Source organism: Streptomyces sp. SID5785 (assembly GCF_009870065.1).
GTDB lineage: Bacteria > Actinomycetota > Actinomycetes > Streptomycetales > Streptomycetaceae > Streptomyces.
The window spans coordinates 1-13,410 of the sequence record NZ_WWIA01000242.1 but is presented as its reverse complement, the minus strand read 5'-3'; the positions used below and the strand labels follow the sequence as shown (position 1 = coordinate 13,410).

At 71.0% G+C, this 13,410-nt stretch carries 10 protein-coding genes and 1 pseudogene; 5 read left to right on the top strand and 6 right to left on the bottom strand.

Translation table 11 applies throughout. The features are described from left to right. From GTW43_RS07335 to aroQ, 4 genes and pseudogenes are all read left to right on the top strand, one after another. A pseudogene (locus GTW43_RS07335) lies at positions 1-1,175 on the top strand (export associated protein); the annotation flags it as partial. Between the two features lie 232 nt (positions 1,176-1,407). Then, complete coding sequence (locus GTW43_RS07330) at positions 1,408-2,397, top strand: TerC/Alx family metal homeostasis membrane protein (protein WP_161300810.1); 990 nt, start codon at positions 1,408-1,410, stop codon at positions 2,395-2,397. A 191-nt stretch (positions 2,398-2,588) separates the two neighbouring features. After that, the gene (locus GTW43_RS07325) at positions 2,589-3,689 is read left to right on the top strand and encodes an ionic transporter y4hA (RefSeq protein ID WP_161300809.1); all 1,101 of its coding nucleotides are present in this window, start codon (positions 2,589-2,591) and stop codon (positions 3,687-3,689) included. Between the two features lie 86 nt (positions 3,690-3,775). After that, entirely contained in the window at positions 3,776-4,249 is a 474-nt protein-coding gene (aroQ, locus tag GTW43_RS07320; RefSeq protein ID WP_161300808.1) for a type II 3-dehydroquinate dehydratase, read from the top strand. Between the two features lie 84 nt (positions 4,250-4,333). Here the strand turns inward: aroQ and GTW43_RS07315 are convergent, their stop codons facing one another. The 5 genes from GTW43_RS07315 to GTW43_RS07295 all read right to left on the bottom strand — a co-directional run bounded on the left by GTW43_RS07315 (position 4,334) and on the right by GTW43_RS07295 (position 8,390). Beyond that, positions 4,334-5,086, bottom strand: a complete 753-nt coding sequence (locus GTW43_RS07315) for an amino acid ABC transporter ATP-binding protein (RefSeq protein ID WP_161300807.1) — start codon at positions 5,084-5,086, stop codon at positions 4,334-4,336. Next, a complete protein-coding gene (locus GTW43_RS07310) occupies positions 5,083-5,964 on the bottom strand; it encodes an amino acid ABC transporter permease (RefSeq protein WP_161300806.1) in 882 nt (293 codons plus the stop codon). The genes GTW43_RS07315 and GTW43_RS07310 overlap by 4 nt, the downstream gene beginning before the upstream one ends. Then, positions 5,961-6,833 (bottom strand): ABC transporter substrate-binding protein, encoded by an 873-nt coding sequence (locus GTW43_RS07305; RefSeq protein ID WP_161300811.1) that lies wholly within the window; start codon positions 6,831-6,833, stop codon positions 5,961-5,963. The genes GTW43_RS07310 and GTW43_RS07305 overlap by 4 nt, the downstream gene beginning before the upstream one ends. Before the next feature lie 165 nt (positions 6,834-6,998). After that, positions 6,999-7,655 (bottom strand): MBL fold metallo-hydrolase, encoded by a 657-nt coding sequence (locus GTW43_RS07300; RefSeq protein ID WP_161300805.1) that lies wholly within the window; start codon positions 7,653-7,655, stop codon positions 6,999-7,001. Positions 7,656-7,664: 9 nt separating this feature from the next. Then, a complete protein-coding gene (locus GTW43_RS07295) occupies positions 7,665-8,390 on the bottom strand; it encodes a maleylpyruvate isomerase family mycothiol-dependent enzyme (RefSeq protein WP_161300804.1) in 726 nt (241 codons plus the stop codon). A 289-nt stretch (positions 8,391-8,679) separates the two neighbouring features. Between GTW43_RS07295 and uvrA the strand changes: the two genes are divergently transcribed. Then, entirely contained in the window at positions 8,680-11,727 is a 3,048-nt protein-coding gene (gene uvrA, locus GTW43_RS07290; RefSeq protein ID WP_161300803.1) for an excinuclease ABC subunit UvrA, read from the top strand. Between the two features lie 319 nt (positions 11,728-12,046). Here uvrA and GTW43_RS07285 read toward each other — a convergent pair whose 3' ends face one another. Next, a complete protein-coding gene (locus tag GTW43_RS07285; RefSeq protein WP_161300802.1) occupies positions 12,047-12,988 on the bottom strand; it encodes a carbohydrate kinase in 942 nt (313 codons plus the stop codon). Positions 12,989-13,410 lie beyond the last annotated feature (422 nt).

The following is a 13,410-nucleotide window of genomic DNA, read 5'->3' as shown; positions in this document are numbered from 1 at the left end:
CCCCGCCGCCGCCCGCGGCACCCGCCGAGCCCGGCCGCCCGCCGGCGCCCGTCGCGGGCGACGCGACCGGCTGGTCCATGGAGGAGCGCCTGTACAACCAGGTGTGGGGCATGTTCGAGGACATGGCCCGCGCCGCGGCGGCCTACCGCAGCGCCGTCGACTTCGCTGACGCCCGGATGGAGCAGGAGCTCGACCAGGTCCTCTCCGACCCGCGCAGCCGCATCGGCGGCCAGGGCGACACGGCCCGCGAGGCGGCCCGCACCAAGCACGGCGCGCTCGTCGACCGCGCGCGGGAGGCCCTCGACCGCGACCTGGCCCAGCTCGCCGCCGAGTCCGACGTCGTCGAGCCCGCGCTCCCGGCCCCGTACGCGCGCTGGGACAACCCGTGCTGGCACGCGTACCGCAGCCCCATGGAGATCCCGATGGCGGCCCGGCTCGGCGACCTGCGGCTGTCCGAAGGCGAGAGCCTGGGGCTGCGCATCCCGATGCTCGTCCGGCTGCCGCTCGAGCGCGGTCTGTGGATCGACGCGGGCGCTTCGGCCGGTGACGCGCTGACCGGCGCCGACGCGTTGCGTGCCCGGGCCGCGCACACGGCGGTCCTGCACGCGGCGCGTCTCCTCGCCGCCTATCCGGCCGGTGAGTTCAGCGTGCACGTCATCGACCCGGCGGGCACGGCGGCGGGCGCGCTCGCCCCGCTCGTCGACGCCGGGGTGCTGGCCGGGCCGGTGGCCAGGGGAGCGGCCGGCGTGTCCGAGACGCTCACCCGGCTGACCGAGCGCGTCGACCTGGTGCAGATGGCGGTGCGGGCCGGTGCCGCGGACGCCCTGCCGCCCGGTCTGGACGTCGCCGAGCAGCTCCTGGTGGTGCACGACTTCCCGCACGGGTTCGACGACCGCGCGGTGACCCGGCTGCGCTATCTCGCGGACGAGGGCCCGCAGGTGGGCGTCCATCTGATGCTGGTCGCGGACCGTGAGGACGCCGCCGAGTACGGGCCGCTGCTCGATCCGCTGTGGCGCGGTCTGCTCCGGCTGACCCCGGTGCCCGACGACCACCTCGCCGATCCCTGGGTCGGCCACGCGTGGACGTACGAGCCACCGGCCGTGCCGCAGGGCAGCGAGGTGCTGCGGCAGGTGCTCGCCGAGGTGGCTGAGGCCCGTAAGGAAAGAGGCCTCTGACCTGCATATTTGGTGACCTCTTTACCTAAACCTTTACCTTTCATGGGTCATTCGGGTACTCTCCTTTACGCGGAGGGGAGTACTCCCATGCGCGACGTTCTCGTCAGTACGGACCCGGCCCGATGCCGTGGATCCCGGGGCGTCGGCCCGCGGTGCGCGCCACGCGCCCCGGGTGGAAGAGACCTCCGGCAGCGACGACGCTGATCAGTAGCCGTACGACGCCGGAGGCGCAGTGGACGTATCGATGACTCTCTGGGTGCTGACCGTTCTCGGTCTGTGCGCCCTGATCGCGGTCGACTTCTTCATCGGGCGCAAGCCCCATGACGTGTCGATCAAGGAAGCCGGCATCTGGACGGTGGTCTGGATCGCGCTCGCCGTGCTCTTCGGCGTCGGCGTGACGATCTGGGGCAGCGGGCAGGCGGGCGGCGAGTTCTTCGCAGGCTTCATCACCGAGAAGTCGCTCAGTGTCGACAACCTCTTCGTGTTCATCCTGATCATGGCGAAGTTCTCGGTCCCGACCCACCTCCAGCAGCGGGTGCTGCTGTTCGGGGTGCTCATCGCGCTGGTCCTGCGAGCCATCTTCATCGCGGCGGGCGCGGCGATCATCTCCAGCTTCTCGTGGGTCTTCTACCTCTTCGGCGCCTTCCTCATCTACACCGCCTGGAAGCTCATCAAGGAGGCCATGGCGGACGAGGAGGACGAGGAGTTCGAGGAGAACCGCCTCCTGAAGTCCATCGAGAAGAAGTTCGGCGTCGCCGACCGGTACCACGGCACCAAGCTCTTCATCCAGGCCCACGGCAAGAAGGTCATGACGCCGCTCCTGGTCGTCATGCTGGCCATCGGCATGACCGATGTCCTGTTCGCGATGGACTCGATCCCTGCGATCTTCGGCCTGACCCAGGACCCGTACATCGTCTTCACGGCCAACGCGTTCGCGCTGATGGGCCTGCGCCAGCTGTACTTCCTCATCGGGGGTCTGCTGCGCAAGCTGGTCCACCTGAGCTACGGCCTGTCGGTGATCCTCGGCTTCATCGGCGTGAAGCTCGTACTGCACGCCCTGCACGAGTCCGGGGTGCACGTGCCCGAGATCTCCATCCCGGTCTCGCTCGCCGTCATCTGCGGCGTCCTGGTCCTCACCACGATCACCAGCCTGATCGCCTCCAGGAAGCAGGCCGAGCGGGAGGCGGCCGAGGCCGAGCGCAAGGACAGCATCGAGGCCTGAGTCGGCCCCGAGCCGGACCTGAGCGCGTCTTCTGCGGGAGGTGCACGCGGTGCGACAGCCGCGTGCACCTCCCGCCGCTCTGCCCCAGCGGCGAACCGACCGGCGGGAGCGGCCCGGACCGCCGCCGGCACCCCCCGGGACGGCCCGCGCCGGAGTCGCGCCCCCGCCCCGCCGCGGGCACCATCGAAGGCATGATCAGCAGACTCCGGGCCCTGGCCGCGCGGTGGACCGTCCTCGTCCCGGTGCTCGCGATCGTGCTGCTCGTCTTCACCTGGGGGCGGGAACTGCCCGGCGCCGTGGTCGCCGTGGTGTCCGTGGTCCTCGCGCTCTCCGTGCTCGCGGCCGTCCACCACGCGGAGGTCGTCGCCCACCGCGTCGGCGAACCGTTCGGCTCGCTCGTCCTCGCCGTCGCCGTCACGATCATCGAAGTGGCCCTGATCGTCACCCTGATGGCCGACGGAGGCGACAAGAGCGCGACGCTCGCCCGGGACACCGTGTTCGCCGCCGTCATGATCACCTGCAACGGCATCGTCGGCATCAGCCTGCTCGCGGCCGCCCTGCGCCACCGGGTCGCCGTCTTCCAGTCCGAGGGAACCGGCGGGGCGCTGGCCACCGTCGCCACGCTCGCCACCCTCTGTCTGGTCCTGCCGACGTTCACCACGAGCAAGCTCGGCCCCGAGTTCTCCACCTCGCAGCTGATCTTCTCCGCCGTCTCCGCACTCGTCCTGTACGGGCTCTTCGTCGCCACGCAGACCGTTCGGCACCGCGACTACTTCCTCCCGATCACCAAGCACGGCGAGGTCATCGACGCGGACGACCACGCCGACATCCCCACCAGCCGCACCGCGTTCGTCAGCCTCGGTCTCCTCGGGCTCGCCCTCGTCGCCGTCGTCGGCCTCGCCAAGGGCGTCTCGAAGACCATCGAGCACGGCGTGGAGGCCGCCGGTATGCCGCAGGCGGTCGTCGGCGTGATCATCGCGCTGCTCGTCCTTCTCCCGGAGACCATCGCCGCCCTGCGCGCGGCCCGCCGCGACCGCGTGCAGACCAGTCTCAACCTGGCGCTCGGCTCCGCCATGGCCAGCATCGGCCTCACGGTCCCGGCCGTCGCCATCGCCTCGTTCTGGCTCTCCGGACCGCTCGTCCTGGGCCTCGGCGCCACCCATATGGTGCTGCTCGCGCTCACCATGGTCGTCACGACGCTGACAGTCGTCCCCGGGCGCGCGACGCCCCTCCAGGGAGGCGTCCATCTCGTCATCCTCGCCGCCTATGTGGAGCTCGCCGTCACCCCCTGATCCCGGGGGCCGGAACGCCCCGCTGCCGCCCCACGCGCGCGTGATAGACCCACAGGGAGCAAACGCCCCACGTACGGAGGTCCCTCGTGCCGCACAACCTCGCCACCGCGCCGATCATGGTGCTCAACGGCCCGAACCTGAACCTGCTCGGCAAGCGGCAGCCGGAGATCTACGGCCGGGACACCCTCGCGGACGTCGAGGCCCTGTGCGTGAAGGCAGCGGCGGGCCGGGGCGCCACGATCGACTTCCGGCAGTCCAACCACGAGGGCGAACTCGTCGACTGGATCCACGAGGCCCGCGAGAACCACGTCGGCATCGTGATCAACCCGGCCGCGTACTCGCACACCTCGGTCGCGATCCTGGACGCGCTCAACACGTGTGACGGGATGCCCGTCGTCGAGGTCCACATCTCGAACATCCACCAGCGCGAGGAGTTCCGGCACCACTCCTACGTGTCTCTGCGCGCCGACGGCGTGATCGCCGGGTGCGGCGTCCAGGGGTACGCGTTCGGCGTGGAGCGCGTGGCGGCCCTCGCCGCACCCGGCGCCGCGCAGGCGTGAACGTACTGACGCATTGACGCGCAGGCGCGAGCGCGCCGACGCGCGCGGAGGACGGCACCTACGCGCGCGAAGGCGGGCGGGACGTCAGGCGAGCCGGCCCGCCTCCACGATCCGGCGCAGGAACCTGCGCGTGCGCTCCTCCCGGGGGTCCTCGAACACCGCCTCGGGCGCGCCCCGTTCGAGGACCACGCCGCCGTCGAGGAAGCACACCTGGTCGGCGACCTCGCGCGCGAAGCTCATCTCGTGCGTGGCCAGCACCATGGTCATCCCGTCCTCCTTGAGGTCGCGCACGACGTCGAGGACCTCCCCGACGAGCTCGGGGTCGAGCGCGGCCGTGATCTCGTCGAGCAGCAGCAGCCGGGGGCGTACGGCGACGGCCCGGATGATCGCCGCACGCTGCTGCTGACCGCCGCTGAGCCGGTCCGGGTACTCGTCCGCCTTCGCCCCGAGCCCGAGGCGCTCCAGGAGCTCCCTGGCCCGCTGCTCGGCCTCTCCCCGGGACACGCCGTGCACCCGGCGCGGGGCGAGCGTGACGTTCTGCAGGACGGTCATGTGCGGGAACAGGTTGTAGGCCTGGAAGACCACCCCGATCCGCCGGCGCACCGCGTCCTCGTCCGTGCGCGGGTCGGTGATCTCCTCCCCGTCGAGCCAGATCGCCCCGTCGTCGATCTCCTCGAGGAGGTTGGCGCAGCGCAGCAGGGTCGACTTCCCGGAGCCGGAGGCGCCGATCAGCGCGGTCACCGTGTGGGGTGCCACGTCCAGGTCCACGTCCCGCAGCACGACCGTGCCGCCGAACGTCTTGCGGACGGACTCCATCCGCAGCACGGGCTCGGTCATACGAGGCCTCCTTGCGCCCGGCGCCGGTCCATCCGGGCCGTCACCCAGTCGGTGAAGCGGGTCATGGGGATCGTGAGGGCGACGAACACCAGGCCGGCCACCACGTAGGGCGTGTAGTTGAAGTCCTTGCTCGCGATGATCTGCGCCGCGTACACGGCGTCCACCGCACCGCCGATGGAGACCAGACCGGTGTCCTTCTGGAGCGACACCAGGTCGTTCAGGAGCGGAGGCACCACGCGGCGCACGGCCTGGGGCAGCACCACGTGGCGCAGCGTCTGCCGGTTGCTGAGCCCGAGCGAGCGGGCGGCCGCCCGCTGCGAGGGATGCACGGACTCGATGCCGGCGCGGAACACCTCGGCGACGTACGCCGAGTACGTGAGCACCAGCGCGGCGCCGCCGAGCAGCACCGGATCCGTGGTCACCCCCTGCAGGCGCAGCGCCGGCACCCCGAAGATGATCAGCAACAGGCAGATGATCAGCGGGAGTCCGCGGAAGAAGTCCGTGTACGCCGTCGCCAGCGCGCGCAGGGGGAAGAACACGGGCCCGCGCAGGGTCCGCGCGAGGGCGAGCAGCATGCCCAGGACGAGCACGCACGCGCCGCAGACCACGAGGAGCCGCACGTTGAGCCACAGCCCGTCCAGGACCTGGGGCAGCGCCACGCGCGCGTAGTGCGCACTGAAGAACGTGTCCTTGGTGCGGTCCCACCCGGGGGAGTTGACGACGACCAGGTACAGCACGACGCCCGTCACCAAGGTGCTGAGCGCGGCCACCGCCGTCGCACGCCGGGCCCTGACCCTCTTGTGGCGCTCGCGTGCGATCCGGCGCTGCGAGGGGACGTACGCGTCCTCGACGGCGGACGTCTCCTTCGTGACGGTCACTTCAGCACCGGAGCGTCGACAGCCTCGGAGAGCCACTTCTTCTCCAGGGAGGCGAGGGTGCCGTTGTCGCGCAGCTTGTCCACGGCACCGGAGACGCACGACGTCAGCGTGCTCTCCTTGTCGAGCACCAGTCCGAACTGCTCCGGTGTGCCGCCCGCGTTCTCGAACTGCCCCACCACATCGGCGTCGGTCACCTCGGCACCCGTGATGTAGAACGCGGTCGGCAGGTCGACGACGATGGCGTCCACCTGGCCGTTCTTGAGCGCGGACTTCGCGAAGTCGTTCTTCTGGTAGACGGCCGGCTTCTCGTCCGGCTTCACGAGGTCGTTGATGAAGTCGAGGCTGGTGGTGCCCACCTGGGCGCCCAGCTTGATGCCCTTCAGGTCGGCGACGCTCTGCGCCTTCGCCGCCTTGGACGTCTTCAGCGCGACGACGGCCTGGCGCACGTCGTAGTACCCGGACGAGAACGCGACGGCCTTCTTGCGTGCGTCGCTGATGGACACCTGGTTGATGTCGAAGTCGAACTTCTTCGCACCAGGAGCGAAGGAGCTGTTGAACGGCACGGTCTGCCAGGCCACTTGGCCCTTGCCGTACCCGAGCTGCTTCGCCACCGCGTAGGCCACGGCGGACTCGAAGCCCTTCCCGCTGGTCGGGTCGTCGTCCGCGAACCAGGGGGCGTAGGCGGGCTTGTCCGTCCCGACGGTGAGTTTCCCGGACGCCACCGTGGCGAGCTTGCCCGGAGCGCAGGAGGCGGCCGTGGTGGCCTTGCCGGAGGCCTTCTCCTCGGGCTCGGGGGCGCAGGCCGACACGGCGACGAGGACGACGGCGGAACTGACGGCGAGGCACGCGGTGCGGCGGGCGAGAGGCATGGGCATGGCGGGAGACTGACAGTGCGCGGCCTCACCTGTCGAGGTCGTGCCGCCAACTGTCCGCATAGTGGGAACACATGTTGCGGCAGCGTGAACGGCCGCCACTCCGACGCTGTTCGGCGCCCTGCGCGTGCTCGCGCGGTCGCCCGCCCGCGCGCTGCGGCGTCACCAGCCGCGGGCGCGCCACTCCGCGATGTGGGGCCGCTCGGCGCCCAGCGTCGTGTCGTTCCCGTGGCCCGGGTAGACCCAGGTCTCGTCCGGCAGCGGAGCGAAGATCTTCGTCTCCACGTCGTCGATGAGGCTGGTGAAGGCCTCGGGGTCCTTCCAGGTGTTGCCGACGCCGCCCGGGAACAGGCAGTCGCCCGTGAAGACGTGCGGGTGGCCGTGCGGGTCGTCGTAGACGAGCGCGATCGACCCCGGCGTGTGACCGACCAGGTGGCGGGCCGTCAGCGTGATGCTGCCGAACTCGATCACGTCCCCGTCGGCGACGGACACGTCCGTCGCCACCGGGATCCCCTCGGCGTCGTCGCTCCCCGCGTACGTGCGCGCGCCGGTCGCCTCGACGACCTCCGCGAGGGCCTGCCAGTGGTCGCCGTGGCGGTGGGTGGTGACGACGGCGGCGATGCCGTCGTCACCGATGAGGCGCAGCAGTGTGGCCGGCTCGTTCGCCGCGTCGATCAGGAGCTGGCGGTCCGTCGCGCGGCACCGCAGCAGGTACGCGTTGTTGTTCATCGGGCCGACCGCGACCTTGGAGATCATCAGGTCCCGCAGCTCGTGCACGTCCGCCGGGCCGCCGACCTTCACCGCTCCGCTGTACGTCATGGCCTCAGCCTATAGCGGCGGCAGGGCGGGCAGCGTGCCCCGGTCCACGGTCAGGGATCCGCCGTCCCTGCGGCCCGCGAGCCAGCCCAGGAGGTCGGCCTGACGCCCCCGCACGACGACGCCGAGCGGCGGGACGGCGCCCTCCTCGATCTCCTCCACGGAGGGCGACAGCACGGCGCCGGTGGAGATCATCCGGCCGTCGTCCTGCTTGATCAGAACCGGCGGCAGCCCCGGCTGGTCGCGGAAGCGCCGGGCCAGGAAGTTGATCTCGCGCTGGGTGAGTTCCTCCGAGAGGTCCTCCAGCTCGTACCCGATCCCGAGGTCGACGTGGTGCAGCTCGACCTCGCACAGGCGGCGGAAGGGCACGTTGGCGGCGGAGTCCTTCACGCCGTTGCGCAGTTCCACCGTGCGCGCCCAGTCCGCGTCCTCGGTGCCCTTGAGGCGGAACCGCTCGGCGCTCTCCCGCAGGTCGGCGGCCTGCTCGTCCAACGCGCGCGGGGCGTCGCGCTCGATGTCGGCGTCCCGCTCGTCCGCGCTCGCGTACATGGGGAGGCCGGACAGCACGTTCACGAGAGCGTCCGCGTTCCGCGAGAGGTGGGCGAGGACGTGGCCGCGGCTCCAGCCCGGGAGCCGTGACGGCTCGGCCACCGCCGCGTTGTCCAGGGCGTCGACCGCAGTGAGCAGCCGGCTGGTCGCTTCGCGTACAGAGGCCAGGTCGCGCACATGATCACTCATGACGCCGACGATAGCCGCGCCACACGTTCGGGTGAAGGCCGCCTGCCACGCGCAAGAATCGAATGTACGTGCTATAAGCTCGGATCCGGCGTCGGGCATTCTTGATGGTCCGGGTTTGTTACCAACCAGGGAAACCGACCGGCGTTGTCAGTGGCTCCCTCTAGTCTTCGTAAGGGCAGTCCTCCCAGGCCTCCCGCGTCCGCGGTGACGCGGCCCGCACTGGGACGCCCGACCCCGGGGGACGGGGGCTCCGCCCCTGTCACTTCACTCAAGAAAGGTGCGGACCGGCGTGGCCGACCGTCTCATCGTCCGTGGTGCGCGCGAGCACAATCTCCGGAACGTCTCGCTCGACCTTCCGCGCGACTCCCTCATCGTCTTCACCGGTCTGTCCGGCTCCGGAAAGTCCTCGCTGGCCTTCGACACGATCTTCGCCGAGGGGCAGCGGCGCTACGTGGAGTCGCTGTCCTCGTACGCGCGCCAGTTCCTCGGCCAGATGGACAAGCCGGACGTCGACTTCATCGAGGGCCTCTCCCCGGCCGTCTCGATCGACCAGAAGTCCACGTCGCGCAACCCGCGGTCCACGGTCGGCACCATCACCGAGGTCTACGACTACCTGCGCCTCCTCTTCGCGCGCATCGGCAAGCCGCACTGCCCGCAGTGCGGGCGGCCCATCGCCCGTCAGTCGCCGCAGGCCATCGTCGACAAGGTCCTCGAGCTGCCCGAGGGCAGCCGCTTCCAGGTGCTGTCACCGCTGGTGCGCGAGCGCAAGGGCGAGTTCGTCGACCTCTTCGGCGACCTGCAGACCAAGGGCTACTCCCGCGCGCGGGTCGACGGGCAGACCGTCCAGCTGACGGAGCCGCCGACGCTGAAGAAGCAGGAGAAGCACACCATCGAGGTGGTCGTCGACCGCCTCACGGTGAAGGACTCGGCCAAGCGCCGGCTCACCGACTCCGTGGAGACCGCGCTCGGCCTGTCCGGCGGCATGGTCGTGCTCGACTTCGTCGACCTCCCCGAGGACGACCCGGAGCGCGAGCGCATGTACTCGGAGCACCTGTACTGCCCGCACGACGACCTGTCCTTCGAGGAGCTCGAGCCCCGCTCCTTCTCGTTCAACTCGCCGTTCGGCGCCTGCCCCGACTGCACCGGCATCGGCACGCGCATGGAGGTGGACCCCGAGCTGATCGTCCCCGACGAGGACAAGTCGCTGGACGAGGGCGCCATCCACCCCTGGTCGCACGGCCACACCAAGGACTACTTCGGCCGCCTCATCGGAGCGCTCGCGGACGCCCTCGGCTTCCGCACCGACATCCCGTTCGCCGGGCTGCCGCAGCGCGCCAGGAAGGCGCTCCTGCACGGCCACAAGACCCAGATCGAGGTCCGCTACCGCAACCGCTACGGGCGCGAGAGGGTCTACACGACCCCCTTCGAGGGCGCCGTCCCGTTCGTGAAGCGCCGCCACAGCGAGGCGGAGTCCGACTCCAGCCGCGAGCGCTTCGAGGGCTACATGCGCGAGGTGCCCTGCCCCACCTGTGAGGGCACCCGCCTCAAGCCGATCGTCCTCGCCGTCACGGTCATGGGGAAGTCGATCGCCGAGGTCTCGGCCATGTCGATCAGCGACTGCGCCGACTTCCTGGCCCAGCTGACGCTCAACGCGCGCGACAAGAAGATCGCCGAGCGCGTCCTGAAGGAGGTCAACGAGCGGCTCCGCTTCCTCGTCGACGTCGGCCTCGACTACCTGTCGCTGAACCGCGCGGCGGGCACCCTCTCCGGTGGTGAGGCGCAGCGCATCCGGCTCGCCACCCAGATCGGCTCCGGACTCGTCGGCGTCCTCTACGTCCTCGACGAGCCGTCCATCGGTCTGCACCAGCGGGACAACCACCGCCTGATCGAGACCCTCGTCCGCCTGCGCGACATGGGCAACACGCTCATCGTGGTCGAGCACGACGAGGACACCATCAAGGTCGCCGACTGGGTCGTGGACATCGGCCCCGGTGCCGGTGAGCACGGCGGCAAGGTCGTGCACAGCGGCCCGTTGAAGGAGCTGCTGGGCAACGCGGAATCGATGACGGGCCAGTACCTGGCGGGCAAGCGGTCCATCCCGGTCCCCGACATCCGCCGGCCCGTCGACCCCTCGCGCCGCCTGACGGTCCACGGCGCCAAGGAGAACAACCTGCGGGACATCGACGTCTCCTTCCCGCTGGGCGTCCTCACTGCCGTCACCGGTGTCTCGGGTTCCGGCAAGTCGACCCTGGTCAACGACATCCTGTACACCCACCTCGCCCGCGAGCTGAACGGCGCACGCTCCGTGCCCGGCCGGCACACGCGCGTGGAGGGCGACGACCTCGTGGACAAGGTCGTGCACGTCGACCAGTCGCCCATCGGCCGCACCCCACGGTCGAACCCGGCGACGTACACGGGCGTCTTCGACCACGTCCGCAAGCTGTTCGCCGAGACCACCGAGGCGAAGGTGCGCGGCTACCTGCCGGGGCGCTTCTCCTTCAACGTCAAGGGCGGCCGCTGCGAGAACTGCTCGGGCGACGGCACGATCAAGATCGAGATGAACTTCCTGCCGGACGTGTACGTCCCGTGCGAGGTCTGCCACGGCGCCCGGTACAACCGGGAGACGCTGGAGGTCCACTACAAGGGCAAGTCCATCGCCGAGGTCCTCGACATGCCGATCGAGGAGGCCCTGGGCTTCTTCGAGGCGGTCCCGGGCATCGCCCGCCACCTCAAGACGCTCAACGACGTCGGCCTCGGCTACGTCCGCCTCGGGCAGTCGGCGCCGACCCTGTCGGGCGGCGAGGCCCAGCGCGTGAAGCTCGCGAGCGAGCTGCAGAAGCGCTCCACCGGCCGCACGGTCTACGTGCTCGACGAACCGACCACGGGTCTGCACTTCGAGGACATCAGCAAGCTCATCACGGTCCTCTCCGGCCTCGTCGACAAGGGCAACTCGGTCATCGTGATCGAGCACAACCTCGACGTGATCAAGACGGCCGACTGGGTCGTCGACATGGGCCCGGAGGGGGGTAACGGCGGCGGTCTGGTGGTCGCCGAGGGCACCCCGGAGCAGGTCGCGGCCGTCCCGGCCAGCCACACCGGCAAGTTCCTCCAGGACGTGCTGGGCGCCGACCGTGTCGGCGAGGCCGTGGTGCCCGCGGCGCGCACCCGGAAGACGGCCAAGAAGGCGGTGGCCGCGGCGGCCAAGACTCCGGCCAAGAAGACCGCGACGGCGAAGACGGCCAAGACCACGAAGCCGGAGGCGGCCAAGACGGCCAAGACGGCCAAGACGGCCAAGTCGGCTGCGAAGAAGGCGACGGCGCGGACGCGCAAGGCGTGATGACAGAAAGTGCGGGTGCGTGGCAGCGATGTCACGCTCCGTAAAAAAATCGGTGCCCCGCGGGAACTGCCCGCGGGGCACCGTGCGTTCACTGATCAACCGGCCCGGACAGGGCGATCGCGAGGCCTCGGCGAGCGACCGGCGGACCGGACGGACCTTGACAACAGCAGAGAGTCAGAAGGGGCGGGCGTGCGCCGAGGGCGTGGTGAGCGGAGCGCGAGGAAACGAGGAAGAGCACGAGGAGGGGTACCGGAGGAAGAGGACGGGGAGTACAGGAGGAACGGACAGGAGGAACGGACAGGAGGAACGGGCAGGGTGTCTACAGAGCGCCGATCTCGGTGGAGTACGGCGGCTCCGCGCCCGCCCGGGAGCAGGTGAGCGCGGCAGCCCTGGCCGCGAACCGCAGAAGCCGGCCCCAGCCGTCACCGTCCACTCGCCCGAGCCCGGCGGGGGAGAGGGCGCCCAGCGAGGAAAGGCCGTGCAGCAGCGCCGCGTTGACGGTGTCACCCGCGCCGATCGTGTCCACGACGTCGACGTGCTCGCCCGGCACGGAGTGGGTGCCGCCGCCCCGGGTGTAGACGGTCAGTCCGGCGCCGCCCCGCGTCATCACCACGGCGGACGGCCCGGCCGCCAGCCACTCCTGGGGCGTTCCGCCGAGCCACTGGGCGTCCTCCTCGGAGAGCTTCAGGAGCGAGGTCGACGGGAGCCAGCTCGTGAACCGGGCCCGGTAGGCGTCCGCGTCGGGGATCAGGCCGGCCCGGATGTTGGGGTCGAGCGCGGTGAAGACGCCCGATGCCGCGGCCGACCGCATCAGTTCCTCGTACGCGGTCGCGCCCGGCTCCAGGACGAGCGAGCACGTGCCGAACGACACCGCGCGCGTCCCCTCCGGAAGGGTGGGCGGTGTCGTGAAGAGCCGGTCCGCGGTGCCCTCGACGTAGAAGGAGTACCCGGCGGATCCGTCGGCGCCGATCGACGCCACGGCCAGCGTCGTCGGCTCGTCGCCCCGCTGCACCGGGGCGACGTCGACCCCGGCCTCCCGGAGCCCGCCCAGGAGAGCCTCGCCGAACGCGTCGCGGGACACGCGTGAGCAGAACGCGACGGGGGAGCCGAGCCGGCCCAGGGCCACGGCGGTGTTGTACGGACCGCCGCCCAGGCGCGGGGTGAGCGCGGCGAGCGCCGGGTGCTGCGGGCCGGGGGCGTCGCCGCTGCTCGGCAGCTGCGGGACGAGGTCGATCAGGGCCTCTCCGGCGACGACTATCACGGTGGATCCTCTCGGGTGGTTCGCGGCGGTGCGGTGTACGCAGTCGGGCGGAGTGCGGGCGTGCGGTGGTGTGAGCGGTGACGTCGTGGTGCGGTGGCGCGGGTCCTGGGGCGGTCCTGGGGCGGAAGGAGGCGCGGCGTCACTCGGTGATGCCGCTCCGTGGGCAGGCTAGAGCGTCACCGAGTGCGAGGCACCACTCGTACCCGATCCGGGCACGTCGGTGGGGGAAGCGGGCACGGTGCGGGGCGGATCGGGCAGGATGCCCGGGCCCGCCGGGGGAGAGCAGCGAGCACCGGCGGCCTCCGCCGAGCGGCACCGCCCAGCGCCCTCTGCGCCGACGCCCCGTCCCTGCCCCCGCGCCGAGACCCCGCTCGCGACCCGACCCGACCCGACCCGACCCGCTCCCGCCCCGACCCCGCTCC